Annotated in this window: 19 protein-coding genes; 11 read left to right on the top strand and 8 right to left on the bottom strand. The window is 61.3% G+C overall.

The window, feature by feature from the left end:
* The first annotated feature begins 173 nt into the window (after window positions 1-173).
* From I6L34_RS10040 to I6L34_RS10030, 3 genes are all read left to right on the top strand, one after another.
* Entirely contained in the window at window positions 174-740 is a 567-nt protein-coding gene (locus I6L34_RS10040; protein ID WP_100652269.1) for an LON peptidase substrate-binding domain-containing protein, read from the top strand.
* 140 nt (window positions 741-880) lie between these two features.
* Entirely contained in the window at window positions 881-1,450 is a 570-nt protein-coding gene (locus tag I6L34_RS10035) for a sigma-70 family RNA polymerase sigma factor (protein ID WP_005355542.1), read from the top strand.
* Complete coding sequence (locus tag I6L34_RS10030) at window positions 1,443-2,138, top strand: ChrR family anti-sigma-E factor (RefSeq protein WP_216956719.1); 696 nt, start codon at window positions 1,443-1,445, stop codon at window positions 2,136-2,138. The genes I6L34_RS10035 and I6L34_RS10030 overlap by 8 nt, the downstream gene beginning before the upstream one ends.
* A gap of 66 nt (window positions 2,139-2,204) precedes the next feature.
* On the opposite strand, the gene bacA is transcribed toward I6L34_RS10030, so the two are convergent.
* From bacA to galE, 5 genes are all read right to left on the bottom strand, one after another.
* The gene (bacA, locus tag I6L34_RS10025; protein WP_005355537.1) at window positions 2,205-3,020 is read right to left on the bottom strand and encodes an undecaprenyl-diphosphate phosphatase; all 816 of its coding nucleotides are present in this window, start codon (window positions 3,018-3,020) and stop codon (window positions 2,205-2,207) included.
* 114 nt (window positions 3,021-3,134) lie between these two features.
* Complete coding sequence (gene galM / locus I6L34_RS10020) at window positions 3,135-4,124, bottom strand: galactose-1-epimerase (protein WP_058059579.1); 990 nt, start codon at window positions 4,122-4,124, stop codon at window positions 3,135-3,137.
* Window positions 4,121-5,269: a galactokinase gene (gene galK, locus I6L34_RS10015; RefSeq protein WP_216956716.1), complete on the bottom strand. Its 1,149-nt coding sequence runs from the start codon at window positions 5,267-5,269 to the stop codon at window positions 4,121-4,123. The genes galM and galK overlap by 4 nt, the downstream gene beginning before the upstream one ends.
* Entirely contained in the window at window positions 5,266-6,324 is a 1,059-nt protein-coding gene (locus tag I6L34_RS10010; RefSeq protein WP_216956909.1) for a UDP-glucose--hexose-1-phosphate uridylyltransferase, read from the bottom strand. The genes galK and I6L34_RS10010 overlap by 4 nt, the downstream gene beginning before the upstream one ends.
* 60 nt (window positions 6,325-6,384) lie before the next feature.
* The gene (gene galE / locus I6L34_RS10005; protein ID WP_216956714.1) at window positions 6,385-7,398 is read right to left on the bottom strand and encodes a UDP-glucose 4-epimerase GalE; all 1,014 of its coding nucleotides are present in this window, start codon (window positions 7,396-7,398) and stop codon (window positions 6,385-6,387) included.
* Window positions 7,399-7,599: 201 nt separating this feature from the next.
* On the opposite strand from galE, the gene I6L34_RS10000 reads away from it, so the two are divergent.
* The 6 genes from I6L34_RS10000 (at window position 7,600) to I6L34_RS09975 (ending at window position 17,505) form a co-directional block, all read left to right on the top strand.
* Window positions 7,600-8,607, top strand: coding sequence for a substrate-binding domain-containing protein (locus I6L34_RS10000; RefSeq protein ID WP_041915397.1), 1,008 nt, complete (start codon window positions 7,600-7,602; stop codon window positions 8,605-8,607).
* A gap of 189 nt (window positions 8,608-8,796) precedes the next feature.
* Window positions 8,797-11,856 carry a beta-galactosidase gene (locus tag I6L34_RS09995; RefSeq protein WP_216956712.1) on the top strand — a complete coding sequence of 1,020 codons (3,060 nt, stop codon included), beginning with the start codon at window positions 8,797-8,799 and terminating at the stop codon, window positions 11,854-11,856.
* 276 nt (window positions 11,857-12,132) lie between these two features.
* The gene (mglB, locus tag I6L34_RS09990; RefSeq protein ID WP_005340747.1) at window positions 12,133-13,119 is read left to right on the top strand and encodes a galactose/glucose ABC transporter substrate-binding protein MglB; all 987 of its coding nucleotides are present in this window, start codon (window positions 12,133-12,135) and stop codon (window positions 13,117-13,119) included.
* Window positions 13,120-13,172: 53 nt separating this feature from the next.
* Window positions 13,173-14,693, top strand: a complete 1,521-nt coding sequence (gene mglA, locus I6L34_RS09985) for a galactose/methyl galactoside ABC transporter ATP-binding protein MglA (protein WP_041234376.1) — start codon at window positions 13,173-13,175, stop codon at window positions 14,691-14,693.
* 16 nt (window positions 14,694-14,709) lie between these two features.
* A complete protein-coding gene (gene mglC, locus I6L34_RS09980) occupies window positions 14,710-15,720 on the top strand; it encodes a galactose/methyl galactoside ABC transporter permease MglC (RefSeq protein ID WP_005342585.1) in 1,011 nt (336 codons plus the stop codon).
* A 51-nt stretch (window positions 15,721-15,771) separates the two neighbouring features.
* Window positions 15,772-17,505 (top strand): methyl-accepting chemotaxis protein, encoded by a 1,734-nt coding sequence (locus I6L34_RS09975; protein ID WP_216956710.1) that lies wholly within the window; start codon window positions 15,772-15,774, stop codon window positions 17,503-17,505.
* 67 nt (window positions 17,506-17,572) lie between these two features.
* On the opposite strand, the gene trmA is transcribed toward I6L34_RS09975, so the two are convergent.
* Window positions 17,573-18,706, bottom strand: a complete 1,134-nt coding sequence (gene trmA, locus I6L34_RS09970; protein ID WP_139735457.1) for a tRNA (uridine(54)-C5)-methyltransferase TrmA — start codon at window positions 18,704-18,706, stop codon at window positions 17,573-17,575.
* A gap of 170 nt (window positions 18,707-18,876) precedes the next feature.
* Between trmA and I6L34_RS09965 the strand changes: the two genes are divergently transcribed.
* Window positions 18,877-20,019, top strand: coding sequence for a DUF5610 domain-containing protein (locus tag I6L34_RS09965; protein ID WP_216956708.1), 1,143 nt, complete (start codon window positions 18,877-18,879; stop codon window positions 20,017-20,019).
* Window positions 20,020-20,108: 89 nt separating this feature from the next.
* Window positions 20,109-20,642: a cobalamin adenosyltransferase gene (locus tag I6L34_RS09960; protein WP_058059398.1), complete on the top strand. Its 534-nt coding sequence runs from the start codon at window positions 20,109-20,111 to the stop codon at window positions 20,640-20,642.
* A 99-nt stretch (window positions 20,643-20,741) separates the two neighbouring features.
* Here I6L34_RS09960 and malZ read toward each other — a convergent pair whose 3' ends face one another.
* Both malZ and I6L34_RS09950 read right to left on the bottom strand, forming a co-directional pair.
* Entirely contained in the window at window positions 20,742-22,571 is a 1,830-nt protein-coding gene (malZ, locus tag I6L34_RS09955) for a maltodextrin glucosidase (RefSeq protein ID WP_005356962.1), read from the bottom strand.
* Between the two features lie 5 nt (window positions 22,572-22,576).
* Entirely contained in the window at window positions 22,577-23,407 is an 831-nt protein-coding gene (locus I6L34_RS09950; protein ID WP_058059399.1) for an HDOD domain-containing protein, read from the bottom strand.
* Window positions 23,408-23,443 lie beyond the last annotated feature (36 nt).

Below are 23,443 nucleotides of genomic sequence, written 5' to 3'. Positions count from 1 at the left end.
TTCCAGAATATTGGGCGGAAATTACGGTGCTTATCCATTTCTACTGCATATCGAAGCGGCTTGTCCAGGCTATTTTCCCCTGATTGTTAAGGGTTTTTCCTTTCCGCTGACGGGAATGATCTCCTCCCTCTGGCCCGGCGTATCAACATACGTTCCCAACCGAGGAGTTTGCGATGCGACTGGCGCTGTTTCCCCTATCTGCTCACCTGCTGCCCGGCGGCATCATGCCGCTGCGGATCTTCGAACCGAGATACCAGCGGATGATTGCCGAGGCGGGGGAGTCCGGCTTTGCCCTCTGCATGGTGGACCCTCGCCAGCCCGACGCCTTGCGCAACATGCTGCCCATCGCCACCCGGGTCACCATCATCGATTTCGACCGGCTGCCGGACGGCATGCTGGGGATCACGGTGCAGGGGATGGAGCGGGTGCAGATAGAGGATCTGTGGCAGGAGCAGGATGGCCTGCGTATCGGCGAGGTGACGCCGCTGACGGCCTGGCCGCCCCGCCGGCTCCATCCCGATCAGCAACCGCTGGTCGAGGCATTGCGAGAGGTGTTTGCTGACTATCCCGACTATGCCGCCCTCTATCCCGCCCCCTGCTGGGACGATGGCAACTGGGTGGCCCAGCGCTGGCTGGAGGTGCTGCCGATCCCCCCCGAACAGAAGCAGCTGCTGCTGGCCGCTGCCGACAATCAGCCCGCCATCGCCCTGCTCAAGGGGGTACTGGTGGCCAGTCACTGATTTTTTCTGACCCGCTGATCCGCCAGCGCCGCAGCGCCGTAGAAGTCATCACCACAGCATGTTCGACAGCACACCAAAGGGATGGCGCAATGGCATATACTGGCCAACCACACTCGACCATACGCAGGACCTCGCCCGTGATGGATAACCCGGATGGCGATCTCAAATCTCTGCTGATCAGGGTGGCAGAGCAGGCCGACAAGGCTGCTTTTGCCCGCCTGTTCCAACACTTTGCGCCGCGCATTCGCAGCTACGGCCTGCGCCACCTCGGCAGCGAAGCCAACGCCATGGAGCTGGTGCAGGAGACCATGCTGCTGGTGTGGCAGAAGGCACGCCTCTACCACCCCGAGAAGGGGGCGCCGACCACCTGGATCTACACCGTGATGCGCAACCAGTGCTTCGACATGCTGCGTCGTCGTCGCGCCAGCAAGGAGGATCTCTGTGCCGAGGAGCTGTGGCCTGTGCTGGAGTTTCAGGCCGAAGAGGAGCATCTGAGCGGGGGGGAGGATGCGGTGCTGACCCGTCAGATGGCCCACTATCTGGGCACCCTGCCGGAGCCGCAACAGCAGGTGGTGCGTGGCATCTATCTGCAGGAGTTCTCCCAGCAGGAGCTGGCGGAGCGACTCGGCGTGCCGCTCGGCACCATCAAGTCCCGCCTCCGGCTGGCGTTACAGAAACTGAAAGAGCAAGTGGAGCAAGGCCATGATTAAAGCCCATCCGACCGACCCTATGCTGCGCGCTTTCGCCGCCGACGAGCTCCCTCTGCCGCTGGCGGTGGGGCTCTCCGCCCACTGCGAGCTCTGCCCCGATTGTGCTGCCCGACTGAAGACATTCGAAGAGGAGCTGGCGCAGCAATATCTTGCCTCGCCAGCAGAGCCCGAGCTGGACTCTCGGGATGAAGTGGGACTGGACGCCGGATTCGACGCCATGCTGGCGGATATTCTGGCCCAGCCGCTGGCAGAGCCCCTCTCCGAGCCAACACATGACCAGCCCCGAGCCCAGCACGGCGAGCTGGAGGTAGCCGGTCAGGCCTACCGTTTGCCGCGGGTGTTGGCCCGCTACCGCTCGCCCAAGTGGCGCCATATCGGGGCCATTCGTCAGCAGAGTCTGCCGCTGGACGAGATGGGGGCGCGCGCCAGCTTGCTCCATATTGAAGCGGGTGGCCGCATCCCCGAGCACACCCATCAGGGTTATGAGCTGACCCTGCTGCTGGCGGGCAATATTCAGGATGGCGATACCCTTTACAAGGCGGGAGATTTCATCTGGCGCGATGCCAGCCACTCCCACAGCCCGCATACGCCCGATGGCTGCCTCTGCTACACGGTGCAGGATGCGCCTGTGCAGTTCACCAAGGGGCTATCGCGGCTGCTGAACGGCATTAGCCAGCACCTCTACTGAGCACTATGACGCCATAGAAAAAGGGACCAGATTGGTCCCTTTTTTCATTTGATTGCTGGTTGCCGGTCAGGCGACAAACACCAGATAGACGGCGAATGCCACGATAAAGCGGTAGATGGCGAACGGGATAAAGTCGATGCGGCGTATCAATGTCAGGAAGGTCTTGATCGCAAACATCGCTACCACGAAGGCGGTGATAAAGCCCACTGCAAACATCGGGAAGTCGGCCATCGAGAGGAAATCGCGGCTCTTGTAGAGATCAAGCCCGCTGGCCGCCACCATCATGGGCACCGCCATGATGAAGGAGAACTCGGCGGCGGCGTGACGGCTGATCCCCATCAGCATGCCACCACTGATGGTGGCGCCGGAGCGGGAGAAGCCGGGCCACAGGGCCAGACACTGGAACAGACCGATGCCGAACGCCTGCTTGTAGCTGATGTCATCCAGGGTTTCTGCTGTGACGGCCGGGCGGAACTTCTCGGCGATGATCAGCAGGATGCCCCCCGCGACCAGCGCGTACATTACGGTTTGTGGGCCAAACAGGTTGGCCTTGATCCAGCTGTGGATGGCCAGACCGACCACGATGGCGGGCATCATGCCGAGGATGACATGTACCAGCGACAGGGTGGCGTGATCCCGGGACGGCTTCTGGCCAAAGTGGATGCCAATCAGGCCAAACAGGCGACGCCAGAAGACGGCGACCACGGCGAGGATGGAGCCAAGCTGGATCACCACTTCGAAAGTGGCAGCCTTGGGCCCTTCAAAGCCCAGCAGATGGCCGACGATAATCATGTGGCCGGTGGAGGAGACGGGGAGGAACTCGGTCAGCCCCTCGACGACGCCCAGAATAAAGGCGACCAGCAGGCTATAAGTGTCAGTCATCGAACAAACAATCCTTAACTTCGTTGATGTAAAACGCCCCGGGAGGGTCTCGGGGCGGCTTATCTTGCTCGATAGTGACTGCTGAGGCTATGTAAAAATCATGAAACCTTTAAGTCAGTCGCGGATAAAGCGGTAGCGAGTCTGGTGGTGATAACGCTCGCCAGGCAGCAGCCAGGGGTTGCCTAGCTCGGGGCGATTGGGGCTGTCCGGTAGCTGTTGCGCCTCAAGACAGAAGCCGTCGTGATCCCGGTGCGACAGGCCGCTGCGGTTCGGGGTATTGGCCAGCCAGTTTCCGGTGTAGAACTGTAGCGAGGGCTGGTTGGTATAGACCTCCATCGCCAGCTGCTTGTCGCCAGAGACTATCCGAGCGGCCCATTCTGATGTCGGGCCGTTGAGCAGAAACGCATGATCGTACCCCTTGGCCTGTTGCTGCTGGGGATGGTTCAGCCAATCCTGGCCAATCAGGCGCTCGCGGCGCAGATCGAATGGCCCCTCCACCGGAGTGATGGCGATCGGCAAACCGATCGGGTCGGTCGGCAGGAAGTGGTCGGCATTGATGCTGATGAGGTGGTCACGGACATCTTCGCCATCGGTTTGCCCATCGAGATTGAAGTAGGCGTGGCTGGTAAGGCTGACCGGGGTCGCTGCATCTGTGCTGGCCACAAAATCGACCACCAGATCGCTCCGCTCCAGCCGGTACTCCAGGGTGACCCGCAGATTGCCGGGAAAGCCCTGATCCCCCGCCCGGGAGAGCAACGCCAGCTTGACCCGATCCGCCTCCAGCTCCCTGATTTGCCAGCGCTGGCGATGAAAGCCAGCCTGCCCGCCGTGCAGACAGTTGGGTGCCTGATTGGCATTCAGCGGCCAGCGCTGTCCATCACGCACCAGCTCGGCACCGCCGATGCGGTTGGCAAAGCGTCCTGCCACCGCGCCCAGCCACACCTGCTGGGTGGGATAGGTGTCGTCGGCACAGCCCAGCAGCACTTCACGCCGTTTGCCCGCCACCGGCAGGGTGAGGGAGGTGAGGGTGGCGCCGAAATCGAGGCCGCGCAGGCGCAGCCCCTCCTCGTTTTCCAGCTCGAATGGCGTCATGGCGCTGCTCATAGCTTGCCTGCACCGGCGCTGGCAGAGCAGACGTAGCAGTCAGCCTTGAGGCCGAAGCGGGTCGGATACTCGGCTTCAACCGCGGCGATCACCTCGGCCACTTTCTCCGGGCGCAGCAGGGCGACCACGCAGCCGCCGAAGCCGCCGCCGGTCATCCGCACGCCGCCATCTGTGCCGATCCTGGCCTTGATGATCTCCACCAGACCGTCGATGGCGGGCACTGTGATCTCGAAGTCATCGCGCATGGCGGCGTGCGACTCGGCCATCAGCTCGCCGAGACGGGTCAAATCGTGGCTCGCCAGTGCATCGGCCGCCGCCAGGGTGCGGGCGTTTTCACCGACGATGTGGCGGGCACGGCGGTAGCAAGCATCATCCAGCCCGGCCTTGCCCGCTTCCAGTCCGGTCAGATCGAGGTCGCGCAGCGCCTTGACCCCGTAGTGACGGGCGGCGGTCTCGCACTGCTGACGGCGGGTGTTGTATTCGCTGTCCACCAGACCCCGGCGCACGTTGGAGTTGACTATCAGCACCGCCAGATCGCTGGGCATCGGGATGAGGCGGGTCTCCAGCGAGCGGCAGTCGAGCAGCAGGGCATGATCGGTTTTGCCGCTGGCGGAGATCATCTGATCCATGATGCCGCAGTTGCAGCCGACGAACTTGTTCTCCGCCTGCTGACCGTTGAGGGCGATCTCGGCCTGGCTGATGTCGAGCCCCAGCGCCTCCTTGAAGGCCTGACCGATGGCCACTTCCAGCGAGGCAGAGGAGGAGAGCCCCGCCCCCTGCGGCACGTTGCCGGAGACCACCAGATCGAGGCCGCGCAGGGCATAACCGCGCTCCTGCAGATACTTCACCACGCCGCGGATGTAGTCGCTCCAGCGCTGGCTGGGGTGGTGCTCGATGGGCTGGTCGAGGTCGAACTGGTCGCGCTGGTTGTCGTAGTCGGCGGCGATCACCTGTACTTGCCTGTCATCGCGCAGGCCAATGGCGACGCAGGTCTCGTAGTCGATGGCGCAGGGCAGCACGAAGCCGTCGTTGTAGTCGGTATGTTCACCGATGAGGTTGACGCGGCCGGGGGCGCGCACCAGCAGATCGGGCGCTTTGGCAAATTGCTCGGCAAAAACGGTGCTGACGCGTTGGCTGGGGGTCATAGGGCCTCCTCATTGGTGTGGCTGGTCTGGGTGTAGTGAACGGGGCTCAGGGCACGCAGCCGCTCGGCAGCCTGCTCGGGGGTAAGGTCGCGCTGGGTTTCGGCCAGCATCTCGAAGCCCACCATAAATTTGCGCACGGTGGCGGAGCGCAGCAGCGGTGGATAGAAGTGGGCATGCAGTTGCCACGCCTCGGGGCAATCCGATTTGGGCGGCGCAAAGTGCCAGCCCATAGAGTAGGGGAAGCTGCATTCGAACAGGTTGTCGTAGCGGCTGGTGAGCTCCTTGAGCGCCACCGCCAGATCCTGTTGCTGGGCCTTGGTCAGGTTGAGCATGGAGGGGATGTGCGCCTTGGGCAGCAGCAGGGTTTCGAACGGCCAGGCGGCCCAGAAGGGGACGACGGCAAGCCAGTGCTCGGTCTCCACCACGATGCGCGAGCGATCCGCCAGCTCCCGCTCTACATACTCCAGCAGCATGGGGCGGCCATGCTCGGCCAGCCAGTCGCGCTGGTGCTGCTCTTCGCGGGCGATCTCGTTGGGCAGGAAGTCGCTGCCCCAGATCTGGCCGTGGGGGTGCGGGTTGGAGCAGCCCATGACGGCCCCTTTGTTTTCAAATACCTGCACCCACTCCCACTGGGCCGACAACTCGGCGACCTGATCCATCCAGGTGGTGATCACCCCCTCGATGGCGGGCAGCGGCAGCTCGGGCAGGGTCTTGCCGTGATCCGGCGAGAAGCAGATCACCCGGCTGGTGCCGCGGGCGGCTTCCAGCTTCAACAGGGGATCGTTGGCACTATCGGCGGCCGGGGTATCCTGCATCAGGGCGGCGAAGTCGTTGGTAAAGACGAAGGTGCCCTTGTAATCGGGGTTGATGTCGCCGGTGACCCGGGTGTTGCCTGCGCAGAGGAAGCAGTCGGGATCGTGGGCCTGTTTGGGGGCCTGACTCACCTTCTCCACCTGCCCCTGCCAGGGGCGTTTGGCCCGGTGGGGGGAGACCAGCACATACTGGCCGGTCAGCGGGTTGAAGCGGCGGTGGGGATGATCGACGGGGTTGAACATCATCTCTCCTGAATAAGATATGGAAAATTAAAGTCGTTTATTAACGGGGAGCAGGCAGGCCTACTCCTCGTAACCGTTCGGATTGGCGGATTGCCAGCGCCAGCTGTCGGCGCACATGGCGTCGATGTTGCGGGTCGCCTGCCAGCCCAGTTCACGCTCGGCCTTGGCCGAATCGGCCCAGCAGGCGGCGATATCGCCCGGGCGACGCGGTTCGATGCGAAACGGCAGCGGCTTGCCGCAGGCATTGGAGAAGGCGGCGACCAGCTGCAATACGCTCTGGCCCTGGCCGGTGCCCAGGTTGTAGGTGTGCACGCCACCCTTGCCGGCGCAGTGTTGCAGTGCCTTGACGTGCCCCTCGGCGAGATCCATCACGTGGATGTAGTCGCGCACGCCGGTGCCATCAACAGTTGGGTAATCGTTTCCAAAGACAGAGAGGCAGTCGCGACGGCCGATGGCGACCTGAGTGATATAGGGCATCAGATTGTTGGGAATGCCTTGGGGGTCTTCCCCCATAGTGCCCGACTCGTGGGCGCCGACCGGGTTGAAGTAGCGCAGCAGGGTCATGCTCCAGTGCGGTTCGGCCAGTTGCAGATCCTCGAGGATCTCCTCGATGATCAGCTTGGAACGACCGTAGGGGTTGGTAGCGCTGCGGGGGAAATCCTCGCGGATCGGCAGGCTGGCGGGATCGCCATAGACGGTGGCAGAGGAGCTGAACACCAGATTGTGCACATTGGCCCGCTTCATCGCCTGCAGCAGGGTGAGGGTGCCACCGAGATTGTTCTCGTAGTAATCCAGTGGAATGCGGGTCGATTCACCGACCGCTTTGAGGGCGGCAAAGTGGATCACAGCATCGATCTGCTGCTCGGCGAAGATCCGGTCCAGCAGGGCGGCATCGCGAATATCTCCTTGATAGATAACGGGTTGTTGGCCGCTGATGGCTGCGACTCGGGCCAGCACGCTGCGTTTGCTGTTGCCGAGGTTGTCGACCACCACGGGATTCATGCCTGCCGCTTGCAAGGCCAGACAGGTGTGGCTGCCGATATATCCGCAACCGCCGGTGACCAGAACGTTCATCTTGCTCTCCACTGAAAAGTGTCTGGAAGGAGTCTAGCCGAGGGTGTGGCGACTAAACTGTGAGCTTGCTTGCAAAACAGTGTAAACGATTACACTGTTGTTATGGTCACCCTGACGGCAGATATGCGTTTCACCCCTGTTTTCAATGGGTTTGCTGGGTATAATGGCCCTCTATTGCACAGTGAAAGAAGTGAAAACAGCATGAGCACCATCAAGGATGTCGCCCGTTTGGCCAATGTGTCGGTGGCAACGGTTTCACGGGTGATGAACAACTCTCCCAAGGCCAGCGCCGCGTCTCGCGAAGTGGTGCAGAAGGCCATGGCTGAACTGGGCTACACCCCCAACGCCAACGCGCGGGCACTGGTCAGTCAGACTTGCGACACCATGGGGGTGGTGGTCGGTGACGTGGCCGATCCCTTCTTCGGTGCGCTGGTGAAGGGGGTCTCCGGCATCGCCGTCGAGCAGAACCTCCACCTGCTGATGGGTAACGGTTTTCACAAGGCGCGTCAGGAGCGTGAAGCGATCGAGCTGCTGATCGGCAAGCGCTGTGAGGCGCTGGTGGTGCATAGCAAGGCGCTGAGCGACGAGGAACTTTACGATTACGCCATGCGGGTGCCCGGCATGGTGCTGATCAACCGCGATATTCCGGCCCTCAAGGGGCGCTGCATCGCCCTCAACAACCGGCTGGGGGCCGCTACGGCGACTCGCCACCTGATCGAACTGGGCCACCGCCATATCGCCTTTATCAGCTCGGATCACGCCATCGAGGATGCCACCTTGCGTCTGCAGGGGTATCAGGATGGGCTGATGGAGGCTGGTCTGGCAGCCGATCCCGAGCTTATCGAGAGTGGCACCCCGAACGAGGAGGGGGGGGAGCGCGCCATGCTCAACCTGCTGGCCAAGGGGCTCAAGGTGACCGCCGTGGTGGCTTATAACGATGCCATGGCGGCTGGCGCCATCTCAGTGCTGGCGGACAACGGCCTGCGAGTGCCGGAGGAGGTATCGGTGGTGGGCTTCGATGACATCATCTATGCCAGATATTTGCGCCCCAAGCTCTCCACCATGCGCTATCCCATCGAGCTGATGGCGGCCCAGGCGGCCAAGCTGGCCATTCAGCTGGCGGCGGGGGAGAGTGACGCGACCCAGAGCCGGATCTATACCCCCACCCTGATCAATCGCCACTCGGTGGCACCGGTTCGGGCCGGATAGCCCCCTTTTGTGGCCCTGTTTGGGGCCGTTTCTTGCACAGTTATTGTTTTACCTATTTTTAATCATTTTTACTCCGCTTTACTTAACAAAATCAGTGTAATCGTTTACATCTGTGTGAGCGAGATCGCCGTTCCCTGCGTCATACTTCTCTAGACTGAATAGGTTTTCCAATCAGCAGGGAGAGAGTGAATGCTCAGGGAGATAGTGGCGCGTCAGGATTGGCAGACTCAGGCCATTACGTCGGTAAACCGGCTGGCTGCCCATACCCCCATGTTCAGCTGGCGCAGCGAAGCGGATGCCAGGGGTGATCTGGCCTCTTCCTCCCGTCTCTTGCTCGATGGCGAGTGGCGCTTCTCCTTCTTTGCCGCTCCCGAGCGGGTGCCCGAGAGCTGGCTGGCGCAGGATCTGGTGGATGTTTGCCCCATTACCGTGCCGGGTAACTGGCAGCTGGATGCCGCCTATCCGGCTGCGCGGCCGCTCACCGATGGCCCCATCTACACCAATATCAAATACCCCTTTCCCTGCGATCCGCCCCGGGTGCCGGCAGACAATCCTACTGGCTGCTACTCCCGCGAGTTCGAACTGCCCGCCGACTGGCTGGTAAGCGGCCAGAGCCGGATCATCTTCGACGGGGTGAGCAGTGCCTTCTACCTCTTCTGCAACGGCCGCTGGGTCGGCTACTCCCAGGACAGCCGCCTGCCCGCCGAATTCGATCTGACTCCTTATCTGCACACCGGTCACAATCGGCTGGCGGTGCTGGTGCTGCGCTGGTCCGACGGCTCCTATCTGGAAGATCAGGATATGTGGTGGCTGGCGGGGATCTTCCGCTCCGTCAGCCTGCTGCACAAACCGTCCCGTCATCTGATGGATATCCGGGTCACCCCCGAGCTGGATACCTGCTATCGGGATGGCCGTCTCAAGATTGCCCTGCAGGTCGCCAATGGGGCTGGCCTCTCGGTAGAGGCCAATCTCTATGACGGCGGCGAGCGCGTCGCGACCCTGCGCCAGCCGATCGGCACCCAAGCCATTGATGAAAAAGGGGCGTATGACGATCGCGCAGAGTTCTCGCTCGACGTGGCTGCGCCGCGCAAGTGGAGCGCCGAGACGCCTCACCTCTATCGTCTGACCCTGACCCTGCTGGACGAGCAGGGCCAGGCTATCGAGAGTGAGGCATGTGATGTGGGCTTTCGGGTGGTGGAGATCCGTGGCGGCCTGCTGCGGGTCAATGGTCAGCCGCTGCTTGTTCGCGGTGCCAACCGCCATGAACACCACCCCGCCAGGGGTTATGCCATCGATCGTGCCACCATGGAGCGGGATCTGCTGCTGATAAAGCGCCACAACTTCAATGCGGTGCGCTGCTCCCACTATCCCAACCACCCCGACTTCTATCGCCTTTGCGATCGGCTCGGTCTCTATGTGGTGGACGAGGCGAATCTGGAGACCCACGGCATGACCCCGATGGGGCGGCTGGCGCGGGATCCCGCCTGGAGCAATGCCTTTCTGGAGCGGGCGACCCGCATGGTGGCGCGGGATTTCAACCACCCCTCGATCATCATCTGGTCGCTCGGCAACGAGTCGGGTTACGGCCCGGCCCACGATGCCATGTATGGCTGGATCAAGCGCAGCGACCCGAGCCGTCCGGTGCAGTACGAGGGGGGCGGGGCCGATACCCCGGCCACCGACATCATCTGCCCCATGTATGCCAGAACCCATCAGGATCAACCCTTCCCGGCGGTGCCCAAGTGGGCGCTGGCCAAGTGGATTGGCCTGCCCGGCGAGCACCGACCGCTGATCCTCTGCGAATATGCCCACGCCATGGGCAACAGTCTGGGGGGCTACGCCCACTATTGGCAGGCGTTTCGCGATCATCCACGTCTGCAAGGCGGGTTTGTCTGGGATTGGGTCGATCAGGGGCTCGACAAATACACCGCAGATGGCCGCCACTACTGGGGCTATGGCGGCGACTTCGGTGATGTGCAAAACGATCGCCAGTTCTGCTGCAACGGTCTGCTGTTCCCGGATCGCACCCCCCATCCCACCCTGTTCGAGGCAAAACGTGCCCAGCAGCCGTTCCGCTTCACCCTGCTTGAGCACACACCGCTGCGGGTGCGGCTCGAGAGCGAATACCTGTTCCGCTCCACCGATAACGAGCGGCTTTGCTGGCAGCTGTGCGAGAACGGTCATGTGCAGCAGCAGGGGGAGTTCTCCCTTGAGCTGGCGCCACAGGGAGTGGTCGAGTTGACCCTGAGCGAGACACTGCCTCCCTTTGCGGCAGGCTCACTGGCCTGGCTCGATCTGGCCATCGTTCAGCCCCAGGCTACCCTATGGTCGCAGGCGGATCACAAGGTCGCCCGTCAGCAGTTCACCCTGCCGACCCCCCTTGCTCTGCCTGCTCCCGTCGCTGCCGCCACCCTGAGCGAGCAGCCGGATGGCTGGTTGGTCACCACCGCAAACAGTCAGTGGCGGCTCGACAAGCAGAGCGGCCGCATCACCAGTTGGCAAAGATCGGGGCAGGAGCAGCTGCTGGCGCCGATCATGGATCACTTCTACCGGGCGCCGCTCGACAACGACATCGGCACCAGCGAAGCGGATCACGCCGACCCCAACTCCTGGATTGCCCGTTGGCAGGTGTGTGGTCTCGGCCAGTGGCAGCACCGCTGTCTGGGGATTGCGGTCGCCGGAGGGGATATCCGGGTCAGCCATGGTTACTTCCACCACGATGAGCCGCTGCTGGTGAGTCACTGGCATCACCGCTTTACCGACGATGGCGCCATGAGCCTGGAGATAGAAACTGAGCTGGCACAGGTGCTGCCGTCGCTGCCGCGGATCGGTCTGCTGCTTCATCTGGCCGAGGTACCGGCGCGAGTCGAATGGCTTGGGCGTGGGCCGCACGAGAACTATCCGGATCGTCTGCTGGGCGCCGATCTTGGTCGCTGGAGCCTGCCGCTGGAGGCCATGCACACCCCTTACATTTTCCCGAGTGACAACGGCTTGCGCTGTGATACCCGCCAGTTGCAGCTGGGCAGCACGACGGTGAGCGGCAGCTTCCATTTCAGTGCCAGCCGCTTCAGTCAGCAACAGCTGGCCGCTGCTCGTCACCAGAGCGATCTGGTGGCTGAAGAGGGGCTGTGGGTCTGTCTCGATGGCGCCCACATGGGGGTGGGTGGCGATGACTCCTGGAGTCAGAGCGTGCGTCCCGAGTATCAACTGCTCGAGCGTCGTTACCGTTGGGGCTGCACTCTCCGTTAAGCCAGCTATTGAGACGACTGTCGAGCCTGTGCGCCATTTTGACAACAGACCAGTAACGACTAGCCTCAATGCTGTGGGAAAGATTGAGTCTCAAATCTGATTTTTATTTATATGTATTTGAAAAATAAATATAAAGTTTCAATGTAACAGAGTGTAAACGTTTTCATTTTGTCGTCATGATCACAGAAGAAATGACAACAAACTGATTACATTGATTGGCGCTTGCTCAATTGCTCGCCACCCTACAACACAGATAGACACATCGGAGCACACATAATGAAAAAACTGACCACAGTTGCCGCCCTGCTGATGGGCATGATGGCTGGAGCCAATGCCCAGGCTGACACCCGTATCGGGGTAACCGTCTACAAATACGACGACAACTTCATGGCGGTCGTGCGCAAGGCCATCGAGAAGGAGGCGGCAGCCACTCCGGGGGTGGAGCTGCTGATGAACGACTCCCAGAACGACCAGTCCAAGCAGAACGACCAGATCGACGTGCTGCTGGCCAAAGGGGTGAAGGCGCTGGCCATCAACCTGGTTGACCCCGCTGCGGCACCGGTGGTGATTGAGAAAGCCCGTGGCGAAGATATCCCGGTGGTCTTCTACAACAAGGAGCCGAGCGCTACCGATCTGGCCAGCTACGACAAGGCCTACTACGTGGGCACCGACTCCAAGGAGTCAGGGATCATCCAGGGTCAGCTGATTGCCAAACACTGGAAAGCCCATCCGGAGTGGGATCTGAACAAGGATGGCGTGATCCAGTTCGTGCTGCTGAAAGGGGAGCCGGGCCACCCGGATGCCGAAGCGCGCACCTCCTACGTGGTCAAGACCCTGAACGATGGCGGCGTCAAGACCGAGCAACTGCACATGGATACCGGTATGTGGGATACCGCCATGGCGAAAGACAAGATGGATGCCTGGATCTCCGGCCCCAACGCCAACAAGATCGAAGTAGTCATCGCCAACAACGACGGCATGGCAATGGGTGCGGTCGAGTCACTGAAAGCCCAGGGCAAGACTGCCATTCCGGTATTCGGCGTCGATGCGTTGCCGGAAGCGCTGGCCATGGTCAAGAGCGGTGCCATGGCTGGTACCGTGCTGAACGATGCGGCTAACCAGGCCAAAGCCACCTTCGAGCTGACCAAGAACCTGGCTGAAGGCAAACCGGCCGGTGAAGGCACCAAGTGGAATATCGTCGACAAGGTAGTACGTGTTGCCTACGTCGGTGTGGATAAAGACAACCTGTCCCAATTCGAGTAATTCCCTCCTCCGGGGCAAGGGAGATCCCCTTGCCCTTTTTTCAACCAGATGTGATGGCTGATATGACAACACAGCAACAATCAGAATGGCTGTTGGAGATGATTGACGTCAGTAAGAGCTTTCCCGGCGTCAAGGCACTCGATAATGTCAATTTACGGGTCCGTCCTCATTCTGTGCATGCGTTGATGGGCGAGAACGGAGCGGGAAAATCCACACTGCTCAAGTGCCTGTTCGGCATTTACGAGAAGGATCAGGGCAAGATCTTCTTCAAGGGGCAGGAGATCAACTTCACCTCCTCGAAAGAGGCGCTGGAAAATGGCGTCTCCATGGTGCATCAGGAGCTCAACCTGGTGCTGCAGCGTACCGTGATGGACAACATGTGGCTCGGCCGCTACCCCACCAAGGGGTGGTTTATCGACCACGGCAAGATGTATGACGACACCAAGCGCATATTCGATGAGCTGGATATCGACATCGACCCCAAGGTGAAGGTCGCGACCCTGTCGGTCTCCCAGATGCAGATGATCGAGATCGCCAAGGCGTTCTCCTACGACGCCAAGATCGTCATCATGGACGAACCCACCTCCTCGCTGACCGAGAAAGAGGTGAACCACCTCTTCAAGATCATCAACAAGTTGAAGGAGAAGGGGTGCGGCATCGTCTACATCTCTCACAAGATGGAAGAGATCTTCCAGCTCTGTGACGAGATCACTATATTGCGGGATGGCCAGTGGGTGGCAACCCAGCCGCTCAAGGGCATGACCATGGATCAGATCATCGGCATGATGGTCGGCCGTGAACTGACCCAGCGCTTCCCGGAAAAGACCAACCAGCCGAAAGAGGTGATCCTCGAGATCGAACACCTGACGGCGAAGAACCAGCCCTCTATTCAGGATGTGACCTTCAACCTGCACAAGGGGGAGATCCTCGGCATCGCCGGACTGGTGGGGGCCAAGCGCACCGACATCGTCGAGACCCTGTTCGGTATTCGTGATCGCAGTCAGGGCAGCATCAAGCTGCACGGCAAAGAGGTGGCCAACCACAACGCCCACGAAGCGATCCGCAACGGCTTTGCGCTGGTGACGGAAGAGCGCCGCTCCACCGGTATCTACTCCCGGCTCGATATCGCCTTCAACTCCCTGATCGCCAACATGGACAGCTACAAGGGCTCCATGGGGCTGCTCAGCGACAACAAGATGAAGAGCGATACCCAGTGGGTGATCGACTCCATGCGGGTCAAGACGCCGACCCAGCAGACCCAGATCGGTTCCCTCTCCGGGGGTAACCAGCAGAAGGTGATCATCGGTCGCTGGCTGCTGACCCAGCCGGAGATCCTGATGCTCGACGAGCCCACCCGCGGCATAGACGTCGGGGCCAAGTTCGAGATCTACCAGCTCATCCTGGAGCTGGCGAAGAAGGACAAAGGGATCATCATCATCTCGTCAGAGATGCCGGAATTGCTGGGGATTACCGACCGCATCATGGTGATGAGTAATGGCCGGGTCGCCGGGATCGTCAATACCAAAGAAACTGACCAGAGCGAGATACTGCGCCTGGCATCTCTGTACCTCTAGAGACAGGAAGACATTTATGGAGTCGGCTAAAAATTTCAATCTGATGCAGGCGCTCAAGGAAAACGCCATCTATCTGGTGCTGCTGGTGCTGCTTATGGTCATCGTGATCCAGGAGCCCTCCTTCCTGAGCCTCACCAACTTCAGCAACATCCTGACCCAGTCCTCGGTGCGGGTCATCATAGCGCTGGGGGTGGCGGGCATCATCATCACCCAGGGGACGGATCTCTCGGCCGGTCGTCAGGTCGGTCTGGCGGCACTCATCGCGGCAACCATGTTGCAGGCCCTGACCAACGTCAACAAGGTGTTCCCGACGCTGGGGGAGGTGCCCATTCCTGCGGTGATCCTGCTGGTCTGTGTGGTGGGTGCCCTGATTGGTCTGGTCAACGGTCTCATTGTGGCCTACCTGAACGTCACCCCGTTCATTACCACTCTGGGCACCATGATCATCGTCTACGGTATCAACTCCCTCTACTTTGACTCGGTAGGGGCCTCGCCGGTGGCCGGGTTTGATCCCCGCTTTTCCAGCTTCGCTCAAGGGTTTATCCGGATAGGAGGATTCAAGCTCTCTTATCTTACCTTCTACGCGGCCATCGCCAGCGTCTTTGTCTGGGTGCTGTGGAACAAGACCCGCTTTGGCAAAAACATCTTCGCCATCGGCGGCAACCCCGAGGCTGCCAAGGTCTCCGGAGTCAACGTGGCGGTCAATCTGGTGATGATCTATGCGCTGGCGGGGGTCTTCTACGCCTTCGGCGGCATGCTGGAAGCGGGCCGGATCGGTAGCGCCACTAACAACCTCGGCTTCATGTACGAGCTGGATGCCATCGCGGCGTGCGTGGTGGGCGGCGTGTCGTTTGCTGGCGGGGTGGGAACGGTCGCGGGTGTGATTACCGGCGTACTTATCTTCACCCTGATCAACTATGGCTTGACCTATATCGGCGTCAGCCCTTACTGGCAGTTCATCATCAAGGGCGGCATCATCATTCTGGCGGTGGCCTTGGACTCCATGAAGTACGCCAAGAAGAAATAACGATTGGCAGGGAGGGTTGGCGTTGCCAGCCCTCTCTTCTGGAGGGAACCCATGCCATTCAAGGTCAAGATTTACCTCTTGCTGCTACTGGCCATTCTGGTCACCATCGGCACCGCCGGACTCAGCGTGAATCACTTCATCAGTGGCTACATTCGCACTCAGGCCACCCACAACATCACCGAGCAGATAACTCTGGTCAAAGAGAAGCTGGCCAGCGACATCAATCAGAAGATCCTGTTGGCCGCCAACCTCAACTTCGGGGTGACCAACGTCAAGAAGACCCTGCAAGAGACCGGCTTTCACAACATCGTCAAGGTGATCGGCGACATGGCATTTGACGTGAGCGGGGTCATCAACGACAACGCCAAGGTCGATGCCCTGCGCAAGCTGATCCCCGCCGCCAACAACCAGATCGCCGTCAGCCCGCTGCAACAGGTGGATGGCAAGCCGGTCATCACCATTCTGGTGCCGCGCGGTGCCGATTCCGCCTATCTCTACTACCTCGACATGAGCGAGTTCAAAAGCCTGCTGGAGAAGATGAGTGGCGATGGCCGCTACTTCTCGCTGGCCGACAGTCAGGGCAACAACCTCTATGACAGCAAGCCGCAAGGGGAGAGTGAAGCGCGCCCCAACCAGCTGGATATTCGCGGCAGCAGCTGGACGCTGACCGGTTACATCGACCTCGATTACATCCGGGCCATGACCCGGGCCCTCAACGGCCAGATCATCATGGCACTGTGCGGCGTGGCGATCGTGGTGATGGTGCTGGCGATGCTGGCGCTCAACGTGGCCTATCGCCCCATTCTCTCGTTGCGGGATCTGGTGCTGGAGCTCTCCCGCGGCAGCGGCGATCTCACCCGCCGACTGGCGGTGACCAGCAAGGATGACCTGGGCCAGATCTCGGCCGGGATCAACCGCTTTATCGAGCGGCTGCAGGAGATGATGGGGGAGGTGCGGCAGGCGAGCGGCCAGCTCAACAGCGGCATCGAGGGGCTGGCCAACCAGACCGGCGCCGCCCAGTCTCTGCTGGCGGACCATGTACGCGAGACCGAGCAGGTGGTGACCGCCATCAACGAGATGAGCCGCACCGCGGTCTCCGTCTCCGAGAGTGCGGTCAGCACCGCCCAGCTCACCAGCCAGAGCCAGCAGCTGGCAAGCCAGTCCCGTCAGGTGGTGGATCAGGCCATGGCCAGCGTGATGGCGCTGGTGGACGAAGTGGAAACCACTGCCCGCTCCATCGAGGCGATGCAGCAGGATGTGCAGCAGATTGGCTCCGTGCTGGGGGTTATCGGCAGCATTGCCGAACAGACCAACCTGCTGGCCCTCAACGCCGCCATCGAGGCGGCCCGCGCTGGTGAACAGGGGCGCGGTTTTGCGGTGGTGGCGGACGAGGTGCGCTCCCTCGCGGCCCGTACCCAGCAGAGCACAGCCGAGATCCAGACCATGTTGGCCAGCCTGCAGCGGGGCACCCGGACTGTGGTGGATGCCATGGGCAACACCAAGCAGAGCTGTCAGGGGGCGGCCGAGAACACCACCAGGGTCAACGAGTCGCTGGATCTAATGGCGGGAGAAGTGGTGGAGATCAACGATCTCATCAGCCATATCGCCACGGCTGCGGAGCAGCAGAGCGCGGTGGCCGAAGAGATCAATCGCAACATGAGCGCCATCGCTGAAGTGATCCGCCAGCTGACCCACAATGGCGAAGCGACGGTCGCCAGCTCTGCGGCGATGCAGCAGACCTACGACCGGCTGCGGGAGATCGTGGGTCACTTCCGGCTGGAGTGAGGCCGATGTTCAGTCAATAACAAAACAGGGCCATCCGGCCCTGTTGTTGTTTTCCTGTCTGCCTGAATCAACCGGCCTTACGGCGCAGATAGACCCCGGCTTCCATGTGATGGGTCCAGGGGAACTGGTCGAACAGGGCGAAACGGGCGATCTCGTGGGTCTCGCCCAGTACCGCCATGTTGGCCTGCAGAGTCTCGGGGTTGCAGGAGATATAGAGGATGTTGTCGTACTCCTGCACCAGCTTGACGGTGGCATCATCGAGACCGGCGCGGGGCGGGTCGACGAAGATGGTGTTGCACTGGTAGCTCTTGAGATCGACCCCCTTGAGGCGGTTGAACTCCCGCTCGCCACGCATCGCCATGGTGAACTCCTCGGCCGACATGCGCAGGATGATCAGGTTGTCGACGCCGTTGGCCGCGATATTGAACTGGGCGGAGTCGACGCTCGGCTTGGCGATCTCGGTGGCCAGCACCTTGCGGAAGTTCTGCGCCAGCGCGATGGAGAAGTTGCCGTTGCCGCAATAGAGCTCCAGCAGGTCCCCTTCGCTCCCCTTGGTCACATCCAGCGCCCAGGCCAGCATCTGCTCGTTGATGGCGGCGTTGGGCTGGGTGAAGCTGTTTTCCACCTGCTTGTAAGTTAGCTGGCGACCCGCCACGTTTAGCTGTTCGATGACAAAGTCATCCCCCAGACAGATCTTCTGCTTGTGGGCACGGCCAATCAGTTGCAGCTCGAACCCCTTGGCGCGCAGATCGGCCTGCAGCGCTTCGGCGGCTTGTTGCCATTCGGCCTCCAGCTTGCGGTGATAGAGCAGGCTGACAATAATCTGGCCGGACTGGGTGGAGAGGTAGTCGATCTGGAACAGCTTGCGGCGCAGCACCGGGTGTGGGCGCAGCCCCTCCAGCAGCAGCGGCATCAACTGGTTGATGAGGCGGCTGGCGGTGGGGAAGTGGTCTATCTTGATGATCTCTTTGGTCGCCGGGGCATACATGCAGTGGAAGAGGTCATCCCCTTCGTGCCAGATGCGAAATTCGGCGCGCATCCGGTAGTACTCCGCCGGCGAGCTATGCACTTCCAGCGCCGGGAGGGTGAAGCCGGCAAACAGCTCGGTGAGGCGAGCGCGCTTTTCGTCGAGTTGGGCCTGATAGTCGGCCGCGGTTCTAGGCGCCGGAGCGTTCGCGGAAGGCTGTTGGGACTGGGTCATAAATACCTCACATGCACACCGGCCGGGCCGGGTCGAAATCGGGGGAAGGCAACAGGCCACCCAAAGGGGCCCGATTTTAAAAGCCAGCCGCAGATTGTCCAGCATTTTGTGGTCAAGAAGTGTTCAGTCAGGCCGATAGCTGATCTACAGGCATGGTGGGAGGACACATTATGCAGATCGAAGGCGTGGGCGCAGCCCAACCCAAGGGAGTGGGTGTTTCTACCAAATCGCCCCAACAGGCGGAGCAGAAACAGGTCAAGAGCGAGGAGGAGGTCTCCTTGCACAAGCCGCCCAAGTGGGCGCAGGTGCTGATCCAGCAGGCATTGCAGTTCTCGCTGGAGATCAACGGCCAGGGCTATCAGGCGCCGAAGGTGAAAGAGCCCGAGGAGATCACCCCGGAGACCCTGTTCGACTTCCAGTCGGTGGCGGACAACGTGCTGCAGTTCGTGACCGGGCGACTCGGTGCCGCGCGGGCCGATGGCAAATCCGACGACGACCTGACCGGGATGATGGAGCAGGCCCGCAAGGGGGTCGACAAGGGCTTTGACGAGGCGAAGAAGCAGCTCGGCAAGTGGGCGACTGACAACGACGATATCAAAACCGGTATCGATCAGAGCTACAAGCTGATCCAGAAAGGGCTCGAGGAGTTCGAGAAGGAGTTCTTCGGCAAGGTCTCTCCGACCGACATGGGACAGGCCGAGATGGCCAGTCGCCAGCAGGGGTATCTGGAGATCCAGACCAAGGATGGCGACAAGGTGGTGCTACGCTTCAACGACAGCTGGCAGACCAAGTCCCAGAGCAGCGAGAGCGGCAGCCAGTTCAGCCTCAAGTCGAGCCAGAGCTTCAGCTTCTCGCTGGAGGGGGATCTCAGCAGCGACGAGATGGAGTCCATCGGCAAGCTGGTCAAAGGGATCGACGAGCTGGCGGGGAACTTCTTCTCCGGCAACTTCGAGGATCTGCTGGACAAGGCGGGCGAGCTGAAACTGGATGACAGCCAGTTGGCCTCCTACTCCCTCAAGCTCAAGCAGAGCGTCAAGCTGAGCCAGACCTATCAGGGGGCGCACTCCCTGCAGGATCTGATCAAGCCGTTTGCCGACTACCTGCCCAAGCTGGATCAGGTGCAGAAACAGGCTGATACCCTGCTGCCAGCATCCCAGCAACAGGCGCTGACCCCGGCCGTGCTGGCCGCGAGAGGGGAAGGGGAACCTGCACAGGTCGATCGCTTCACCAGCTTCAACCAGCGGATGCTGGAGGCGCTGCGGATGATCAACCAGTTCCAGCCCTCCACCGAGCCCGCCAGTAAGAACGCCTGAGCCACAGCGCGTAACGCAAGTAATGAGCTGCCGTTTGCCAGCCCTTCCCGGGGCTGGCAAACTGGCCTTTTCTCCAATCCGGTTGCCCCATGAACCCCAAGAAGCCAAGAGACAAGCGCGAGCTCTGCTACCCCTTTATCTTCGAAACCTCGTTCAAATGTGATTTTGAAATCGCCACGGACGAGCTCTGCTGTCAGGTCGGGGCCGTGCTGTCACACCTTGCGCCGGATGCCGATACCGAGCCCATGCTGGCGGATCTCGCGGCGTTGCAGCGGCTTATCTACAATCTCAACGGCTCGGTGCGCGGCAAGCTGGGGATCTTCGATGCAGATCTTGAGTGGCTCAAGGCCCGTTACGACCACTATAACGAGGCGAGTCGCGGCAGCGTCACAGGTTTTGTGCTGCCACAGGGGCCACAGCCCATTCCCACCCTCCATCTGTGCCGCTGCGGCAGCAAGAAGGTGGTGCGGCTGCTGGTCCGGCTGGAAGAGAGCGAGGTGGCCTTCGATCCCATTCTCTATCGCTTCGCCAACCTGCTGGCCAACTTCTTCTTCGTGCTCACCGTCTACCTCAAGCAGCGCTGGCAGGTGCCGGAAGTGCCCTACGTCAGCATCAATTACTGATGGCGGCAGGCAAAGAGCCAAACGTCATGGTGGATTGAACGGAATAAAAAACCGGAGCCTTGGGCTCCGGTTTTGTTTTTCAGCGCGTCAGTTGCTCGCTCAGCTGGAGATCAGCACCCGGGCCGAGTTGGCCGGAATGGTCAGCTGGACCTCGCCCTGCACCACTTCAAACTTCTCACCGTTGAAGGCATCGGTGAAACGGCTGGCGGGGCTGGCGGTCTGCCACAGGGGCAGGCTGATGGTGCGCGGCTCGCTCGGGTGGCGGTTGCAGGCCACCACCACCTGATCGCTCTGCAGGGTACGGGCGAACACATAGCTGTGGGGCCCGGCGTAGAGGGTCTGGATATCGCCACGGCGCAGGGAGGGGCGCTGGCGGCGGATCTGGATCAGGCGACGATAGTGGTCGTGGAGCACGTGATCCCAGTCTGTGGTATCCCACGGGAAGCAGCGGCGGCAGTCCGGGTCGTTGCCGCCGGAGAGCCCTACTTCATCGCCGTAGTAGATGGACGGCACGCCGATATAGGTGAGCAGCAGGGTGGCGGCCAGCTGCATCCGCTGTTTGTCTTCACCCAGCAGGTGGAGGAAGCGGGCGGTGTCGTGGCTGTCCAGCAGGTTGAACTGGGCCAGCTGGTTCTTGAACGGGATGTGGGCCCGCGCCAGCTTGAGCCAGCGATCCAGCTCTTCGGCGCTGATCTTGATGGGGTGGTAGGCGATATCCTGCCCCGCCAGGAAGGCGCGGATCGGGTGGGCGAAGCCATAGTAGTTCATGGCGCCATCCTCCTGATCCCCTTGCAGCCACTGGCTCGCCTCGAAGAAGTGTTCGCCGAGCACGTAGGCGTCCGGGTTCTCCTGCTTCACCGCGCCGCGAATGGCCCGCACATGGCTGCGGTTGCCCTCGGCGGTGCCGCGCTCCCCCAGCATGTGGATGACGTCAAAGCGCCAGCCATCGATCTGGTAGGGGGCGCGCATCCAGTAGCGCAGGATGGCGTCGTCGGCCCGATAGACGGCGTCTTGCACCTTCTCGCAGGAGAAGTCGAGCTTGGGCAGGCTGCGAATGCCCTTCCAGCTGACGTAATCCCCTTCTTTGTCAAAGGTGTAGAAACTGCGCCACGGCGAATCCGGGTTGCTCTGGGCGCCGAGTGGCGGGCAGAACCAGGGATGCTCGGTAGAGGTGTGGTTGACCACCGCATCAAGAATGATCTTCATGCCGCGCTGGTGCAGGTTGCGGGTCAGCTCGGCGAACTGCTCGTTGCTGCCGAGGTGGGCATCCACCTTGAAGTAGTCCTGGGTGTCGTACTTGTGGTTGCTCGGCGAATCGAAGATGGGGTTGAGGTAGAGCGCCGTCACCCCGAGAGATTGCAGATAGTGCAGCTTGGCATCGATGCCCGCCAGATCGCCGCCGTAAAATTCGCAGGCGCCGTGGCCCTCTTCATGACGACTGACCGGCTCACCCCACGCCTTGCTGATCACCGCCTTGCCACGGTACTCGTACTCGTGATGCTTGACGCTCAGCGACGGATCGCCGTTGCAGAAGCGGTCGGGGAAGATCTGGTAGAACACCTGATCCTGCACCCAGGCCGGTGGCTGGTGCAGGCTGTTGAAGCGAAAATGTTGCTCCCGTGGCGGCATGGACGCGCTGACGCCCGCCCCGTGCAGCCACCACTGCTCCTCGTCGGTGAGGCACTTGAAGCTGTAGAGGTGGATATCCTGTCCCTTGATGAGCGGCAGGGTCGCCTGCCACACCTGCAGCCGATCGCGGGTGGAGACTGCCGTCATCGGGATCAGGTACTCCTCGTTATCCGGCTCGTGGCGCAGCCACACCTCGCGGATCGGCGCATCCAGCTCGCTAAAAAGAGTCAATTGCAGTGCGTCGGCGCTCTCTTTGAACCAGGGCGCCACCTGGGGATGAAACAGAAACGGATGGGTCATGATGCTTATTGAGTCAGAAGATCGGCGAGGGCATTACCCTGTTCATGCAATGTTTCGAGCTGGCCTGCCAGCGACTTGGGATCCAGTCCCAACTGGTCGGCGAGCGGTTTGGGGAAGCGGGCGATGATGGCCTGGGCAGGCACGCCCGCGTTCCAGGCGAAGGAGATAAACACGGCGAGGCGGATCAGCACCGCCTCCTTGCTGACCGGATCGTGGGAGAGCGGGTCAAGCTGCTGGGAGATGGCATCGACGAAGGCCTCGGAGAGGTTCCAGCGCCGCGCCAGCTCGGCGCCGAGCTGGGCATAGTCGTAGCCCAGCATCTCCCGCTGGGCCTCGACCCGGCTGCTGCCGTTCTGGAGCGCCATGTTGATGAGCTCGGCCTCTTCCGGCAAGGTGCTCTGGATAAGCAGCTCGCCGATGTTGTGGATCAGGGCGCAGGTGAAGGCGGTCTCGGGATCCATCACCTTGGCCTCCTGGGCCAGGGTTCGGGCTATGGTGGCGACCTGGAAGGTCTCGGTCCAGAACTTGTTCTTGTCGAAGCTGGGCGGGGCCTTGAAGGTGCCGATGATGCCGGAGGCGACCACCACGGAGCGCAGCCGGTTGAAGCCGAGCCGGATCACCGCCTGTTCGATGGAGGTCACTTCGTTGCCCCGGCGCAGGGCGGCCGAGTTGGCCATCCGCAGCACTTTGACGCTGATCACCTGATCCATGGCGATCTTGGCCGCAATCTCGTCGATGCGGGCATTCTCGTCGTTGAAGCTCTGCATCAACTCGTGCAGCAGCTTGGGAATAGTGGGGAGTTGTTTGATCTTGTCAAACAGGCGATCCATCGACATGGCTGAGGCAGCCTCCGTTGCGAACTCTGCCTCATA

The organism is Aeromonas sp. FDAARGOS 1404, from assembly GCF_019047085.1.
Taxonomy (GTDB): domain Bacteria; phylum Pseudomonadota; class Gammaproteobacteria; order Enterobacterales; family Aeromonadaceae; genus Aeromonas; species Aeromonas veronii.
The sequence above is the reverse complement of the archived record's forward strand: the minus strand, read 5'-3'. Positions and strand labels throughout refer to the sequence as shown.